This is a genomic window from Pseudoroseomonas sp. WGS1072 (assembly GCF_049340465.1).
Classification (GTDB): Bacteria; Pseudomonadota; Alphaproteobacteria; order Acetobacterales; family Acetobacteraceae; genus Pseudoroseomonas.
This window is the reverse complement of record NZ_JBMPSU010000002.1, coordinates 143,212-157,995: the sequence shown is the minus strand read 5'-3', so window position 1 is coordinate 157,995 and position 14,784 is coordinate 143,212. Positions and strand designations below refer to the sequence as shown.

13 protein-coding genes are annotated in these 14,784 nt (G+C 69.9%); 6 read left to right on the top strand and 7 right to left on the bottom strand.

Going from position 1 to position 14,784, the window contains the following annotated elements:
- Positions 1-29 precede the first annotated feature (29 nt).
- Entirely contained in the window at positions 30-1,298 is a 1,269-nt protein-coding gene (locus ACF3NH_RS18865) for a hydantoinase/carbamoylase family amidase (RefSeq protein WP_422925062.1), read from the bottom strand.
- Positions 1,299-1,358: 60 nt separating this feature from the next.
- Here ACF3NH_RS18865 and ACF3NH_RS18860 point away from each other — a divergent pair, with 60 nt between their 5' ends.
- Together ACF3NH_RS18860 and ACF3NH_RS18855 are read left to right on the top strand one after the other, a co-directional pair.
- Positions 1,359-2,252, top strand: coding sequence for a polysaccharide deacetylase family protein (locus ACF3NH_RS18860; protein WP_422925060.1), 894 nt, complete (start codon positions 1,359-1,361; stop codon positions 2,250-2,252).
- A gap of 164 nt (positions 2,253-2,416) precedes the next feature.
- Positions 2,417-3,604 (top strand): fatty acid desaturase, encoded by a 1,188-nt coding sequence (locus ACF3NH_RS18855; RefSeq protein ID WP_422925058.1) that lies wholly within the window; start codon positions 2,417-2,419, stop codon positions 3,602-3,604.
- Positions 3,605-3,638: 34 nt separating this feature from the next.
- Here ACF3NH_RS18855 and ACF3NH_RS18850 read toward each other — a convergent pair whose 3' ends face one another.
- The 6 genes from ACF3NH_RS18850 to ACF3NH_RS18825 all read right to left on the bottom strand — a co-directional run bounded on the left by ACF3NH_RS18850 (position 3,639) and on the right by ACF3NH_RS18825 (position 10,770).
- The gene (locus ACF3NH_RS18850; protein WP_198366839.1) at positions 3,639-5,000 is read right to left on the bottom strand and encodes a sensor histidine kinase; all 1,362 of its coding nucleotides are present in this window, start codon (positions 4,998-5,000) and stop codon (positions 3,639-3,641) included.
- A gap of 5 nt (positions 5,001-5,005) precedes the next feature.
- Entirely contained in the window at positions 5,006-6,199 is a 1,194-nt protein-coding gene (locus tag ACF3NH_RS18845) for an FIST signal transduction protein (protein ID WP_198366838.1), read from the bottom strand.
- A gap of 177 nt (positions 6,200-6,376) precedes the next feature.
- Positions 6,377-7,360 (bottom strand): ABC transporter permease, encoded by a 984-nt coding sequence (locus tag ACF3NH_RS18840; protein ID WP_198366837.1) that lies wholly within the window; start codon positions 7,358-7,360, stop codon positions 6,377-6,379.
- The gene (locus ACF3NH_RS18835; protein ID WP_422925054.1) at positions 7,357-8,895 is read right to left on the bottom strand and encodes a sugar ABC transporter ATP-binding protein; all 1,539 of its coding nucleotides are present in this window, start codon (positions 8,893-8,895) and stop codon (positions 7,357-7,359) included. The genes ACF3NH_RS18840 and ACF3NH_RS18835 overlap by 4 nt, the downstream gene beginning before the upstream one ends.
- A gap of 6 nt (positions 8,896-8,901) precedes the next feature.
- A complete protein-coding gene (locus ACF3NH_RS18830; RefSeq protein WP_422925052.1) occupies positions 8,902-9,858 on the bottom strand; it encodes a sugar-binding protein in 957 nt (318 codons plus the stop codon).
- A gap of 141 nt (positions 9,859-9,999) precedes the next feature.
- Positions 10,000-10,770 carry an SDR family NAD(P)-dependent oxidoreductase gene (locus ACF3NH_RS18825; protein ID WP_422925050.1) on the bottom strand — a complete coding sequence of 257 codons (771 nt, stop codon included), beginning with the start codon at positions 10,768-10,770 and terminating at the stop codon, positions 10,000-10,002.
- A gap of 154 nt (positions 10,771-10,924) precedes the next feature.
- Here ACF3NH_RS18825 and ACF3NH_RS18820 point away from each other — a divergent pair, with 154 nt between their 5' ends.
- From ACF3NH_RS18820 to ACF3NH_RS18805, 4 genes are read left to right on the top strand one after another with little or no spacing between them, the layout of a single operon-like run.
- Positions 10,925-11,839, top strand: coding sequence for an ABC transporter permease subunit (locus tag ACF3NH_RS18820; protein WP_422925048.1), 915 nt, complete (start codon positions 10,925-10,927; stop codon positions 11,837-11,839).
- Positions 11,836-13,143 (top strand): high-affinity branched-chain amino acid ABC transporter permease LivM, encoded by a 1,308-nt coding sequence (livM, locus tag ACF3NH_RS18815; RefSeq protein ID WP_422925046.1) that lies wholly within the window; start codon positions 11,836-11,838, stop codon positions 13,141-13,143. The genes ACF3NH_RS18820 and livM overlap by 4 nt, the downstream gene beginning before the upstream one ends.
- Positions 13,143-14,006 (top strand): ABC transporter ATP-binding protein, encoded by an 864-nt coding sequence (locus tag ACF3NH_RS18810; RefSeq protein WP_459077148.1) that lies wholly within the window; start codon positions 13,143-13,145, stop codon positions 14,004-14,006. Before livM ends, ACF3NH_RS18810 begins: the two co-directional genes overlap by 1 nt.
- Positions 14,003-14,716 carry an ABC transporter ATP-binding protein gene (locus ACF3NH_RS18805; protein WP_457485704.1) on the top strand — a complete coding sequence of 238 codons (714 nt, stop codon included), beginning with the start codon at positions 14,003-14,005 and terminating at the stop codon, positions 14,714-14,716. The genes ACF3NH_RS18810 and ACF3NH_RS18805 overlap by 4 nt, the downstream gene beginning before the upstream one ends.
- The last annotated feature ends 68 nt before the right edge of the window (positions 14,717-14,784 follow it).

The following is a 14,784-nucleotide window of genomic DNA, read 5'->3' as shown; positions in this document are numbered from 1 at the left end:
CGGGCAAGAATTCCGCCAGGGTGTCGCGATCAGGCGAGAAGCTCCTCCAGCGCGCCCGTCAGCACGGCGAGGCCGGCGGCGAGATCGGCCATGTCGAGCGTCTCGTCCGGATTGTGGCTGCCGTTCTCGTTGCGCAGGAACAGCATGGCGGAAGGAATGCCCAGCCCGGCGAAGGTGGCGCAGTCGTGCCCGGCGCCCGAGGCCATGCGCATCATGCCTGTCCCCGTCCGTTCGCCGGCGCGCCAGAGGATGTCCTGAATGCGCGCATCCATCCGGGCGGGCGCGGCATGGGTGCCGGGGCCGAGGTCGAAGCGCACGCCGCGCTCCGCCTCCAGCCGCGCCGTCTCCTCCCGCAGCCAGCGGTCGGTCTCCGCCAGCAGGGCGGCATCCTCGCTGCGGATATCGAGGCTGAAGCGCAGGAAGCCCGGCACCTTGGTCGGCGCCTGGTGGGCCGGATCGGTCGCCAGGATGCCCGCGGTGCAGACCAGGTCGGCCCCGGCCCGCTCCATCTCGATCCAGCGGCGCTCCAGCGCGGCGATCAGCGCGACGCCGGCCATCGCGGCGTCGCGCCGGAAGGCCCTCGGCACGGCGCCGGCATGGGTATGTTCCCCGCTGACGCTGGCGCGCGGATAGCGCAGGCTGCCGCGGATGCCGGTGACGATCCCCACCGGCAGCCCGGCCGCGACCAGGGCGGGCCCCTGCTCGATATGCGGCTCCAGGAAGCAGGCGATGCGCGCCGGGTCCATCAACGCCCGGCCCTCGCGGATCGGCGTCGGGTCGAGCCCCTCCTCGATCATGTGCTCGGCGAGGGTGCGGCCCGTGTCGGCGCGGCGCAGCTGGTCCGGCGTCTCGGGTGGCAACAGGCCGAACAGCGCGCGGCTGCCGAGATAATGCGCCGCGAACCAGCACATTTCCTCGGCACGGATACCCAGGATGATGAGATCGCGGGCAGTCCGCGCCCCCTTGCGCCGGAGCCGGGCGGCGGCGGCGAGGCCCATGACCACCCCGGCGGCGCCATCGTAATTGCCGCCATGCGGCACGCTGTCGAGATGCGAGCCGATCACCACCGCCGGCAGATCACGATCCTGACCCGGCAGGGTCATCCGCAAGGTGCCGATGGCATCGACGGCGACCTCCAGGCCAAGGGTGGCGGCGGCCTCGGCCATCAGGGCGTGGGCGACGCGCTCGCCGGGACCGAAGGAGGCGCGGGTCACGCCCGGCGCATCCAGGCTGGCGGCGCGCAGCCGTGCCAGGAGGGTTTCGGCGAGGGCGGATTCGGGCGCGATGTCGCTGGGCATGGCGCCGCGTCTTGCATCGCCCGTGCCAGGGCGGGGCCACCTCACGGAAGGAGATCCCGCATGACCCGCGACATGATCGGCTATGGCGGCCAGTGGCCTGACCTGCGCTGGCCCAACGGCGCCCGCCTCGCCGTCTCGGTGGTGGTGAACTTCGAGGAGGGCGCCGAGCAGCAGGTCGGCGACGGCGACGCGCAATGCGAGCGGATGGGCGAGGTGATCAGCGTCGTGCCGGCGGGCCGGCGGGACATCGGGCAGGAGCAGATCTTCGCCTACGGCACCCGCGCCGGCCTCTGGCGGATGCTCGATTCGCTGCGGCGCCACAAGGTTCCGGCCACCTTCCTGATGTGCGGGCGGGCCGTGGCCCGGGCACCGGCCCTGGCCCGCGCCGTGACCGAGGCGGGGCATGAGGCGGCGGCGCACGGCTGGCTGTGGCGACCGCATGCGGACTACACCTCGGCCGCCGAGGAGGCCGCGGACCTGTCGCGCACAGCGCGCGCCATCGAAGACGCTACCGGGACGCGTCCCGTCGGCTTCTTCTGCCGCGGATCCGAGAGTCCCTGGACTCGGGAGCTACTTCGGGACCAGGGATATCTCTATATTTCCAATGCCTTTGACGATGACTTGCCCTACCGCGACAGCAACCGGCCGGGCCTCATGGTTATTCCTTACGCACTCGATACAAACGACATGAAATTCTTCCACCCCAATGGATTTGTTCGATCTGTTGAGATGCTCGATTATATTTCGGACGCGCTGGAGGTGCTTCTGCGCGAGGGCGAGGAAGGGAAACCTCGGCTGTTGAATATCGGCTTCCACCTTCGGATCTGCGGCCGGCCGGGGCGCTTTCCCACCTTCGAGGGCACCCTTGCCAGGCTCGCGGCCCTGGGTGACAGGGTATGGCTGGCCCGGCGGGCGGAGATCGCAGCCCACTGCACTCTTACCCTGCCGGGTTGAAAACCGACAGATTGCACCATTTTTCGTCTCAAAGGCTTTGGTAAGTCTAAATGACTGCACAGTAATAAAATCAAGTCAGAATTCCTTGTTCGGGCGATAAAGACAGCGCACCCCGAAATACTCGGGCGCAGCGAACCAATCCGCCTCAGAAGAGGAAATTCGACATGAAGCTCAATCGAATCAACGTGCCGACCGGGGTCTCGCTGCAGTCCGTGCCAGGCCTGCGCGAGGATCCGCGCGCGGCCATGGCGCAGCGTCTGCCTGCTGCCCTGCAGCCCTTCCTGACCTGGCTGACTGCCAAGCCGGCCCCTGGCGAGGCCGCCCGGGAAATTCCGGCCCGGCGCTATGTCGCCGGCGGCCTGGCCTGGATGGCCGTGGGATGCGCCCTGAGCGCCACGGCGCTGCTCGCCGCGCTGCCCTGGCCCGTCGCCCTGCTGATGCTGGCCGCCGGCCTGACCGCCACCAGCTCCGGCCTTGGCCTCTACCAGGTCGTCATCTTCCATCACTGCTCGCACGGCACGGTGTTCCGGTCGCGTGAGCGGAACCGTCAGGTCGGGCGCCTGGTTTCGGCGCTGCTGCTGTTCACCCGCTTCGAGGACTATCAGCGGGACCACATGATGCATCACAGCGCCAACAAGCTGCTGACGGATGAGGACGAGTTCACCGGCTTCGTCTTCGGTGTCTGCGGCCTGGAGCCCGGCGTGCCGAAGCGCGAGTTGTGGCGCCGGGTGGTGATGAACCTGATCTCCCCCGCCTTCCACGCCCGCTTCCTGCTGCGCCGCGTCAAGGCCGCCATGTTCAGCGGCGATCGCCAGCATGACTGGATGGCCCGCGCCGGCTTGGCGCTGCCGTTGCTGGTCGCCGCGGCCACGGGCGCCTGGGGTGCCGTGCTGGTCGCCTGGTTCCTGCCGCTGACCATCCTGCTGCAGATCGCGACGGTCTTCCGCATCCTCTGCGAGCACCGCTTCCCCGATGTCGCGCTGATCGAGGCGCGCGGCAAGGCCTTCGTCTGCGCCTCCACCGTCGGCGTCTTCCCCGGCGCCCTGCCGCCCGAGGCGCTGGCGACGAGCCTGCGCGGCGCCCTGGCCTGGACCGGCTGGTGGGCGCGGATGCTGACCGCCGTCCTGTTCAGCCGTGTTTTCGTGCTGGTGGGCGACGCGCCCTGCCACGACTTCCATCACCGCCGTCCGGCGACCCGCAAGTGGACGGATTACGCCCGTGCCCGGCAGCAGGACGAGGATGCCGGCTCCCCGGGCTTCCCCATGAACTATAGCGAGAACTGGGGGCTGATCCATGCCGTCGACCGCAACCTGGCCACTCTCGCCGCGACGCCGCCCGGGGCCGTGGCCTGAGCCGGAAGGGGGCCCGGACGCCCGGCCCCTGCCCTCAGGGCTTGGCGGAGGGGGGCGCCGCGCCGCGGTGCAGCGCCTCCTCCGGCAGGCTGATCCAGACGCAGGTGCCGGCATCGCGCGCGCTCTCGATGGTCAGCTCCCCGCCATGGGCCCGGACCAGCCCCCGCGCGATCGGCAGGCCGAGGCCCGTGCCGGGCGAGGAGCGGCTGAATTTGTTGTCGAGCTGCTGGAAAGGCTCGAGGGCGCGCGGAATGTCCTCGGCGAGCATGCCGATGCCGGTGTCGCGCACGCAGAGCCGGATGCCCTCCGCCTCCGGCGCGACCTCGACCCGGACCTTGCCTCCGGCCGGGGTGAAGCGGATGGCGTTGCTCAGCAGGTTGTCGAGGATCTGGCGGAACCGCGTGCGGTCCACCTTCAGCCAGAGCGGCTCCTCGCCGAGCTGGCTGCCCAGGGAGATCCCGCGCTCGGCGGCGAAGGCCGTGGCGGCGCCCAGGCTCTCCTGCACCATGTCCTCCAGCCGCGCCCAGCGCAGCGACAGCGAGGTGCGGCCGCGCGCCAGGCTGGAATAGTCCAGGATCTCGTTGATCAGGGCCAGAAGGTGGTTGGCCGAGGTCAGGATGTGGGTGTTGTACTGGCCGATCTGCTCGGGCGTCGGATTGAAGGTCGAACCCGTGGCCATCATCTCCGAGAAGCCGATGATGGCGTTGAGCGGCGTGCGCAGCTCATGCGTCAGCGTCGCCAGGAAGCGCGAGCGGGTGGAGCTGGCCTCCTCCGCCATGCGCCGCGCCTCGCGCATCTCGACCTCGGCCCGCTTGCGCAGCAGGATGTCGATATAGACCGAGAGCGCCCCCTCGACGATCTCCTGATCCGCCTCCTCGAAAGGCCGGCTGACATTGCTCTCGCTCTGGTTGCCGAGAATGAGGGCGAGGCCCGAGGTCGCGTCATAGGCCCAGAGGATGTAGGGCAGCCGCAGGATGGCGGTGAGTTCATAGGCCGGCGGCTCGATCCGGCTGCGCGAGGTGGTGAAGAAGAAGCCGGGCGTGGCGGGCAGGCTGACCGGCGCCGGCAGCTCGCCGCCGAGGCCGAGCGCATGGGTCACGGTGAAATGCCCGCTTCCGGGCCTGTCCTCCCGCAGCAGCGCGGCACGGTCGCACATGGTGTTGTCGAGCAGGATGGCGAGCATCGGCCCGCCCAGCGCCTCGGGCGAGGTGCTGTGGTCGATCAGCCGATACGCCTCCCGGATCAGCTTGGCCACGGTGCGGCTGCGCCGCGCCTCGCGGAAGGCCTGGCTCTGCTCCTCCTGCAGGCTGAGGAGACGGGCGCCCAGCATGTTGCATTCGCGGCGGTAGTAGGCGAGTTCGCGCTCGAGCTGCCCGGCCTTGCCGCTCTGTGGCATGACGTTCATCGAGGGCGGCGGCGCAGGATGGCCAGCACGCCGGTCCAGTCCAGCGGGCGGGAATAGCCCTGGAACGGCGCGATCTCCACGCCGGAATAGAAGCCGGCGAAAGGCACCGGCAGGTCGAGCCCCTTGACGACCATCTCCGCCTCCTCCCGGAAGGCACCGCTGCGGGCGCTCGCCCGGCCGGCGCAGTCGATGTAGAGAGCCAACTGGTTGTCGTCCTCCCTCACGGCCTCGCGCAGGGAGGCCACGCCGTGCCGGACGGATTCCAGCATCAGGGAATTGTCCCGCGCCATGATCTGCACCTGCGCGCCGGTGAAGAAGTCGGGCTCGAACAGGGTCACGGACCCATTGGACGGGCTGGCGCGCAGGATCAGCCGGTTCACATAGGCGTTCTCGTCATAGGGGGCGAAGGGATCGCCCTGCTTCTGGCCGAGCGTGGCCAGCAGGGACAGCTCCTGGCCCTGGGACTCCCCAAGCTGCAGTCCCAGCATGCGCTCGATCACCACCAGGGCGGGCTCCCCGTCCAGCTCGTAGACATCCGCCCCGTCGATCCGGGTGATCTCCATGAAGGTGCTCACCGGCCGGCAGCCGTGCAGGATCTCGCACACCACCTCGATCTCGGGCGGGAAGACCAGGGCCACCGCCAGATGGTGGCGGACCCGATCGCCATCCAGCACCCAGCCATCGGAGAGATTCATGTCGGTCAGCAGGCCACCGCCGAAGAGGCGGACCTGGCGATCGCTCAGCCCGGCATGGAAACCGCTGACGATCTGGCTGGCCGGGTGCAGCCGCAGCGGCGGCCGGCTGGCGACGCTGTCGTACAGCAGCAGCACGGCTGCGTCCTCGGAGGCCAGATCGGCCACGCGCCGCCCCAGGCGCTCCCCCGCCGTCACCTCGTCCGGCGCCATCTCCTCGATGAGAATACGGGGCGTGACCCAGCCGGAGAAGGCGATCACCACGAGTTCCAGGCCGCTGTAGCCGATCCCCTGCCGCGTGATGCCCCCGGCGGAGGCGCCGCCCACCACGGGCACGTCGGAGAGGCTCTCCTTGAGCACGACCATCACCGTTTCCGGATCCAGTTTGCCGCCGCAGAAGACGAGCAGCAGATCGGGTTGCCGGGCCCGGAGGGCGTCGGCACAAAGGCGGGCAGCAATGCGGGGGTCACTGTGGCGAGAGTAGGTGACCTCTATCAAGGTACGCGCTCCTGGGGCAGGCCTTGCCTGTAAGCACAACTATACCGCAGGGGCGAGAAATCCTATGCTCTTTTGCCGGCCACTATCCTGAAATCACTTTTCCGTGACGGGCTTGGCTGACATAAACCTCCGGTCTCCATTAATACTGTTTCAGCATCCTATGGTTGTGTAGGTGGATCATTCCGCCGCCGCCGGCTGACTGCGCGTCATCTGGATGCGCTGCCGCCGCAGGCCCAGTTGCCGGTCGGCGATGACGCCCATCAGGATCACCGCCCCCATCACCGCGAAGTTGAGCGAGGAGGGAATGCCCAGGATGTTCACCAGGTTCTGCAGGATCTGCAGTAGGACGGTGCCGAGCACGATGCCGAGGATGCTTCCCTCGCCGCCCCGCAGCGAGCAGCCGCCGAGCACCGCGGCGGCGATGGCGTAAAGCTCGTAGAAGCTGCCGAAAGAGGAGGGGGAGACGGAGCTCGTGTAGAAGACCAGCAGCACGGTGGCCAGCCCCGCCAGGCCGCCGCCCAGCAGATAGGCCCCCATGATGACGCCGTCGGTGTTGATGCCAGAGTGGCGCGCCGCCTCCTCGTTGCGGCCCACCGCGTAGAGATGCCGCCCGAAGACCGTCCTGTGCAGCACCACCGCCATGACGCCGGCGACGAGCAGGAGGATCAGGAAGGGATTGGGGATGCCGAGGCTGCGGCCCGAGGCCAGCCAGGCGAGGGTGTCGAGCTCGGCCCCCGCATAGCCGAAGCCGATGGTGGAATCCTGCGTGTAGTAGCGGGCGATGCCGCGATAGATCAGCAGGCCGCAGAGCGTGACGACGAAGGGCTGCAGCTTCAGCCGCGTCACCAGGAGCCCGTGCAGCAGACCCAGCACCAGCCCCGCCCCCAGCACCGCCAGCACCGCCAGCGGCCAGGCCAGCTCGAAGTTCACCAGCAGATCGACCAGCACCACGCCGAGCAGCGCGAAGATCGAGCCGACCGAGAGGTCGATGCCGCCGGTGATGATGATCAGCCCCTGGCCGATGGCGAAGATGCCGAAGAGGCCGATCAGATTGGCCATGTTCAGCAGGTTCACCCCGGACAGGAAGAGCGGGTTGAGCGCCGCGGTGATGCCGCCGATCACGATCAGCAGCAGGGCGAGGCCGATTTCCTTCTTGCTCATGCCGGCAGGCTCTCCTGTTGTCCGGCGGCGTCCGGCGCCGGCACCTCCCCGATGGCCAGCCGCAGCACCGCCTGCTCGCTGAAGCCCTCCCGCTCCAGGCCGCCGCTGATGCGGCCCTCATGCATCACCAGGATGCGGTCGCTGACGCCCAGCACCTCCTCCATGTCGCTGGAGATCATCAGGATGGCGACGCCGCGATCGGCCAGGGCGCGCATCAGGGCATAGATCTCTCCCTTGGCGCCGACATCGATGCCGCGCGTCGGCTCGTCGAGCAGGATGACGCGCGGCGCCATGCTGAGCCACCTGGCCAGCACCACCTTCTGCTGATTGCCGCCGGAGAGGTCGCCGACCCGCGCCGCGGAGTCGGGCGCCCTGATGCGGAGGGCCGCCCGCTGCGCCTCGCTGGCCGCCCATTCCGCCGCGCGCCGGATCAGGCCGAAGCGCGCATAGGCCGGCGCGCTGGCCAGGGTGACATTCTCGACGATCGGCATGTCGAGCACCAGGCCATCCCGCTTGCGGTCCTCGGGCACCAGATAGATCCCGGCCTCCACCGCCTCCCGCGGGGAGGCCAGGCGCAGCGGCCGCCCGTCCAGAAGGACCGCCCCGCCCAGCGGCGGGTCCAGGCCGAAGAGGCTGCGCGCCAGGGAGGTCCGGCCGGCACCGACGAGTCCGGCCAGGCCGAGGATCTCGCCGGGCCTGACATGGAGGTCCACCGCCTGGCCGGGAAAGGCCGGCGTGACCAGGCCGCGCGCCTCCAGCCCGCCCGCCCCGGCCGCCCGGCCCGGCGGCGCGTAGAGCGCGCGCAAGTCGCGCCCGATCATCAGGCGGATCATCGCCGCATGGCCGATCTCCTCGCGCGGCAAGGCACCGGCCAGCCGCCCGTCGCGCAGGCAGACGACCCGGTCGGCGCAGTCGATGATCTCGCCCAGCCGGTGGGTGATGTAGATCAGGCCGGCGCCGCCCGCCCGCAGTTCCTTCACCACGGACAGCAGCCGCGCCGTTTCCGACAGGGTCAGGGAGGAGGTCGGCTCGTCCAGGATGATGATGCGCGCCTCGGCGGCCAGCGCGCGGGCGATCTCCACCAGCTGCCGCTGCGCGATGGACAGCTCCGCCACGGGCGTCTCCGGCGCGAAGTCGGCGCCGAGCCGCCGCAGCAGCGGCGCCACCCGCGCCGCGGCGGCACGGCGGTCGAGCAGGCGCAGCGGCCCGCCCCGCACCGGCTCCCGGCCGAACAGCACATTGCCGGCGACATCGAGATTGTCGAAGAGGTTGAGCTCCTGGTGCACGAAGGCGATGCCGGCGGCGCTCGCCTCGGCGACGCTGAGCGAGGCGCGGTCCCGGCCGGCGATCCGGATGCGGCCCTCGCTGGGCGGCACCACGCCGCCCAGGATCTTCATCAGCGTGGACTTGCCGGCGCCGTTCTCGCCGATCAGGCCCAGCACCTCGCCGGCTTCGAGGCACAGGTCGACGCCGTCCAGCGCGCGGACACCGGGATAGCTCTTCCCGATGCCCTTCAGTTCCAGCAGCGGCGCCACGGGCGCTCAGCGCCCGCGCAGCAGTTCGCGCATCTGGGCCTGGAACTCGGCGACGTTGGACTTGTCGATGATCCGCGTGGGAATGATGATCTGCTTGCTGGCGGGAATGAAGCCACGGTCGTTGTTCAGGTACCGCACCATCCCGACCATGCTCTGGTAGCCGAACTCGAAGGGCTGCTGCACGACGGTGGAGAGGATCGTGCCATCGGCGACCCCGCGCAGCGTCAGCGCATCCTCGTCGAAGCCCACGACCTGGACCTTGCCCTCCCGCCCGGCCGCCTTCACGGCCTGGTAGATCTGCGGCGTGTTGTAGGCCCAGAGGCCGACCAGCAGATCGATGTCGCTGTAGCGGGCGAGCGTATCCTCGACATTGCGCTTGGCGCGGGCGATGTCGGATTCATCGGTACGGATGTCGACGACCTGGATCTGGCTGCCCTGCAGGGCCTCGCGGATTCCCTGCACGCGCTCGCGCGCATTGTCGGCATCCATGGTGCCGACGAAGAGCATGGCCTTGCCGCCCTTCGGCAGGGCGCGCTTCATCTGGGCCCCGGCTTCGCGGCCGGCGGCGACGTTGTCGGTGCCGATATAGACGGCGCGGTTGCTGTTCGGCGCGTCGGAATCGCTGGTGAAGAGCACGGCCTGCGCCGCGGCGCGGTTCAGCATCTCGGTCGAGTTGGCCGGGTTGATGGGCGAGATGGCGATGCCGGCGACGCGGCGCGCCAGCAGCTCGTCGACGATGCGGCGCTGCTCGGCGGCGCTGGCCTGCCCGGGCACGATCATCTCCATGGCGAAATCGGGATGTTCGCGATTGGCCTTCTCGATGCCGCGCCGGCAGATGGTCCAGAAATCCGCGGAGACGTTGACGACGAAGGCGAGGCTGCGCTTCTCCTGCGCACCCACGCCGCGCGGCAGGCCGGCCAGGGCCAGCGCCGCCGGCGCCGCCAGAATTGAACGACGCTTCATATCCGCTCCTGTCGGTTCCTCCGGACTCCGTGCGGGGCACGCAGTCCTCAGCCTCGTTGGCCGGGCTGTTGCGCCGAGGCTAGCAGAGGCGCCGAGCCGGCGGGCAGGCGTCGCGCCCCGCCTACACGAAGCTGTGATGCCTCACGTCCATCCGCCATCCACCACGAATTCCTGCGCCGAGCACATCGCCGCCGCATCGGAGGCCAGGAACAGCGCCATCTCGGCGATATGCTCCGGCATCACCCGGCCGGCCAGCACCTGCCCCGCCTCGATCTCCTTCTCGGCGGCCGGCGTCACCCAGAGGCGAAGCTGCCGCTCCGTCATGACCCAGCCTGGCACCAGCGTGTTGACCCGGATGCCCTGCTTGCCGAAGTCCCGCGCCAGGCCGCGCGTCAGGCCGTGGATCGAGGCCTTGGCCATGGTGTAGGCCGGCATGCCGCCCTGCCGGAGCTTCCAGCTCACCGAGCCGAAGTTTACGATGGAGCCGCCGCCGGCGCGCTGCATCTGCGGCAGCACGGCCTGGGCGGCGAAGAAGACCGGGCGCTGGTTCACCGCCATGCGGTCGTCCCAGTACTCGGGCGTGACGCGGTCCACGGCGTGGCGCTCGTCATGCGCCGCGTTGTTGAGCAGCACCGTGATGTCGCCATGCCGCTCGCCGGCCCGCTCCACGGCGGCGCGCAGCGCCCCGATGTCACGCAGGTCGCAGGGAATGAAGAGCGGAGGGTGCTCGACCTCGTCCTCCCGGCAGGATTCGACGAGGGCCTCGCTCTCGTCGAGCGCGATGTCCACGAAGGCCACGCGGCTGCCCTGCAGGGCGAAGGCGCGGGTCAGGGCGGCGCCGATGCCGCTGCCGCCGCCGGTGATGAAAACGCTGCGCCCGGCGAGGTCCGGATAGACGGCCTTGGGTTGCATGTCGGTGATCCTTGCGCTTCCCCCGAGACTTCAGGGTGGGCCGGCGACACAGGCCGGCGCAAGCCCTCAGGCGGCCCCCGATCTTTGTCTTGGCTTCCCGGGCCGAGCGAAGATAGGCTCGGCGAGGGTGATGCGAATCACGAGGAGGAGCCGCTTGGCCTATGCGCTTCAGCAGCTGATCAACGGCATCTCCCTCGGGATGATCTATGGCCTGATCGCCGTCGGCTACACCATGGTCTACGGCATCATCGGCATGATCAACTTCGCCCATGGCGATATTTTCATGATCGGCGCCTTCCTCTCGCTGATCTTCCTGCTCCTCGTCACGGCCGGCGGCGGGCTCGACGGCGCCGCCGCCATCCTCCTGGTCCTGGTCCTCTCCATGGCCTTCACCGCGCTCTACGGCTGGACGGTCGAACGGATCGCCTACCGGCCGCTGCGCGGCTCCTTCCGCCTGGCGCCGCTGATCTCCGCCATCGGCATGTCGATCGTCCTGCAGAACTATGTCCAGGTCAGCCAGGGCGCCCGGGTGAAGCCGATGGAGCCGCTGGTGCGGGGCGGCATCACCGTCATGCGGGACGGCGACTTCGCCGTGCAGCTCTCCACCATGCAGATGCTGATCGTCGTGGTCACGCTGTCGGTTCTGGCGGTCTTCACCTGGCTGGTCACCCGCACGCCGCTCGGCCGCGCCATGCGCGCCTGCGAGCAGGATCGCCGGATGGCCAGCCTGCTCGGCATCGACACCGACCGTACCATCAGCATCACCTTCGTCATCGGCGCCGCGCTGGCCTCGGTGGCCGGCACCATGTACCTGCTGCGCTATGGCGTGATCGATTTCTACATCGGCTTCCTGGTCGGCGTGAAGGCCTTCACCGCGGCCGTGCTGGGCGGCATCGGTAGCCTGCCGGGCGCCGTCCTGGGCGGCCTTCTGATCGGCTTGATCGAGACCTTCTGGTCGGCCTACTTCAGCGTGCAGTACAAGGATGTCGCGGCCTTCTCGATCCTGATCCTGACGCTGTTGCTGATGCCCACCGGCCTGCTCGGGCGGGCGGAGGTCGAGAAGGTATGACGGCACCGGCGGCGCGGCCGGCCCTCGCGCCGGCGCTCAGGGATGCCGCCCTGGCCGCCCTCATCGCGCTCGGCCTCTTCCTGCCGCTGGTCGGTCTGCGCACCGATGTCGGTCCGGGCGGCGCCCTCTTCCTGCGGACCCGCTGGCCGGATGTCGCGCTGCTGGTCGGCGTCGTCTTCCTCGGCCGGCTCGCCGCGCGCCTCTGGCAGGACTGGCGCGCGGCGCGGCGCGGCGCATCACTGCCGAAGCGGCTGGCGGGCCCGCTGTCCCGCTCGGGGCGCCTGGTCGCGCCGCTCCTGCTGGCCTTCGCCCTGCTGCTGCCGGCCATTCCGGGCATCGGCCGCTACGAGCTCGATCTCGGCATCCTGGTGCTGACCTATGTGATGCTGGGCTGGGGGCTCAACATCGTCGTCGGCCTCGCCGGCCTGCTCGACCTCGGCTATGTCGCCTTCTACGCCGTCGGCGCCTATTCCTATGCGCTGCTGGCGCAGTCCTTCGGCCTTTCCTTCTGGATCTGCCTGCCGCTCGCCGGCCTCCTCGCGGCCTTCTGGGGCATCCTGCTCGGCTTCCCGGTGCTGCGGCTGCGCGGCGACTACCTGGCCATCGTCACCCTGGCCTTCGGCGAGATCATCCGGCTCGTGCTGCTGAACTGGGTCTCGCTGACCGGCGGCCCCAACGGCATCTCCGGCATCCCGCGCCCCAGCTTCTTCGGCCTTTCCTTCTCGGCGGGCGGCGGTCCGGGCAGCTTCGCCGACGCCTTCGGCCTGGAGCCGAGCCCGACGCACCGTGTCGTCTTCCTTTATTACCTGATCCTGGCCCTGGCCCTGCTCACCAACTGGGTGACGCTGCGCCTGCGCCGCCAGCCGCTCGGCCGTGCCTGGGAGGCGATGCGCGAGGACGAGGTCGCCTGCCGCAGCCTCGGCATCAACATCACCACGACGAAGCTCACGGCCTTCGCCCTCGGCGCCATGTTCGGGGGTTTCGCCGGCGCCTTCTTCGCCACGCGCCAGGCTTTCATCAGCCCGGAATCCTTCACCTTCATCGAGAGCGCCATCATCCTCGCCATCGTCGTTCTCGGCGGGCTGGGCAGCCAGCTCGGCGTGGCCATCGCAGCACTCGGGCTGATCGGCGGCTTCGAGGTGTTCCGCGACCTGCAGGAGTGGCGCATGCTGGTCTTCGGCGGCGCCATGGTGCTGATCATGATCTGGAAGCCGCGCGGCCTCGTCGGCAGCCGCACGCCCTCCGTCGCCCTGGGACAGCGCCGGACGATCAGCGCCAGCATGGTCGCGGAGGGCCGTGGCTGATGCGGCCGATCCTCTCGGTCGAGGCCCTCACGATGCGGTTCGGCGGCCTGACGGCGGTGCGGGAGGTGTCCTTCGCCGCCGCCACGGGGGCCATCACCGCCGTCATCGGTCCGAACGGCGCCGGCAAGACGACGATGTTCAACTGCATCACCGGCTTCTACCGGCCGAGCGAGGGCAGCATCACGCTGCACCGGCCGGAGCGGCCCGTCGCCCTGCACCGGCTGGCCGGGCACCGCATCGCCCGCGCCGGCGTGGCGCGGACCTTCCAGAATGTCCGCCTCTTCGGCGGCATGACGGTGCTGGAGAACCTTTTGGTGGCGCAGCACCGGCGGCTGATGGCGGCGACGGGCTTCGGCATCGGCGCGGTCCTCGGCCTCTCCGGCTACAGGGCGGCGGAGGCGGCGGCCATCGGCCGCGCCACGGCCTGGCTCGAGGCCTGCGGCCTGCTCGACCGCGCCGATGACCCCGCCGCCAGCCTGCCCTATGGCGCGCAGCGGCGGCTCGAGATCGCACGCGCCATGTGCACGGAGCCCGCGCTGCTCTGCCTCGACGAGCCCGCCGCCGGGCTCAATCCGCGTGAGTCCCTGGCGCTGGGCGCGCTGCTGCGCGCCATCCGTGACGGCCGCGCCGCGGAGGGCGCCTCGCCCTGCTCCATCCTGCTGATCGAGCACGACATGGGCGTGGTCATGGGAATCTCGGACCACATCGTCGTGCTGGACCATGGCAGCAAGATCGCCGATGGCCTTCCCGCCGCGATCCGGGCCGACCCACGCGTCATCGCCGCCTATCTCGGCGAGGGCGAGGACGAGGACGAGGAGGACGAGGCGGATGCGGGCGCCGCCGGGGACGGACCCGCCGCATGACGCAGCCCCTGCTCGAGATCCGCGAGGTCTCCACCTTCTATGGCGCGGTCGAGGCCCTGAAGGGCGTCTCGCTGCAGGTGGCCGCCGGCGAGATCGTCACGCTGATCGGCGCCAACGGCGCCGGCAAGTCCACCCTGCTGATGACCATCTGCGGCGATCCGCGCGCCCGCTCCGGTCGGATCGTTTTCGACGGGCGGGACATCACCCAGGAGCCGACCCACCGCATCATGCGGAGCGGCATCGCACAGTCGCCCGAGGGGCGGCGCGTCTTTCCGCGCATGAGCGTCCATGAGAACCTGCTGATGGGCGCGCAGAGCGCCGGTCACGACCCCGGTCCCGGCCTGGAACAGGCCTTCGGGCTTTTCCCCCGCCTCAAGGAACGCGAGGCGCAGCGCGCCGGCACGCTCTCGGGCGGCGAGCAGCAGATGCTGGCCATCGCCCGCGCCCTGATGTCGCGGCCGCGCCTGCTGCTGCTGGATGAGCCCTCGCTGGGCCTGGCGCCGCTCGTCTCGCGGCAGATCTTCACCGCCATCCGCCGGCTGAACGCCGAGACCGGGCTGACCGTGCTGCTGGTCGAGCAGAATGCCAATCAGGCGCTGCGCCTCGCGCACCGGGCCTATGTGCTGGTCACCGGCAAGGTCACGCTCTCGGGCACCGGCCGCGCATTGCTGGCGCGGCCGGAGATCCGCGACGCCTATCTGGGCGGTTGAGCTGGGCGGTTGACGATCGTTCCCTCCGAGGAACGTGCTGGCGAAGCGTGGCGAAGCCTCATAGGCTC

What these genes read in the sequence shown, in the direction of transcription:
- ACF3NH_RS18865 (WP_422925062.1), bottom strand. Translation starts at nt 1,298, where the DNA reads ATGCCCAGCGACATCGCGCCCGAATCCGCCCTCGCCGAAACCCTCCTG.
- ACF3NH_RS18860 (WP_422925060.1), top strand. Translation starts at nt 1,359, where the DNA reads ATGACCCGCGACATGATCGGCTATGGCGGCCAGTGGCCTGACCTGCGC.
- ACF3NH_RS18855 (WP_422925058.1), top strand. Translation starts at nt 2,417, where the DNA reads ATGAAGCTCAATCGAATCAACGTGCCGACCGGGGTCTCGCTGCAGTCC.
- ACF3NH_RS18850 (WP_198366839.1), bottom strand. Translation starts at nt 5,000, where the DNA reads ATGCCACAGAGCGGCAAGGCCGGGCAGCTCGAGCGCGAACTCGCCTAC.
- ACF3NH_RS18840 (WP_198366837.1), bottom strand. Translation starts at nt 7,360, where the DNA reads ATGAGCAAGAAGGAAATCGGCCTCGCCCTGCTGCTGATCGTGATCGGC.
- ACF3NH_RS18830 (WP_422925052.1), bottom strand. Translation starts at nt 9,858, where the DNA reads ATGAAGCGTCGTTCAATTCTGGCGGCGCCGGCGGCGCTGGCCCTGGCC.
- ACF3NH_RS18825 (WP_422925050.1), bottom strand. Translation starts at nt 10,770, where the DNA reads ATGCAACCCAAGGCCGTCTATCCGGACCTCGCCGGGCGCAGCGTTTTC.
- livM (WP_422925046.1), top strand. Translation starts at nt 11,836, where the DNA reads ATGACGGCACCGGCGGCGCGGCCGGCCCTCGCGCCGGCGCTCAGGGAT.
- ACF3NH_RS18810 (WP_459077148.1), top strand. Translation starts at nt 13,143, where the DNA reads ATGCGGCCGATCCTCTCGGTCGAGGCCCTCACGATGCGGTTCGGCGGC.
- ACF3NH_RS18805 (WP_457485704.1), top strand. Translation starts at nt 14,003, where the DNA reads ATGACGCAGCCCCTGCTCGAGATCCGCGAGGTCTCCACCTTCTATGGC.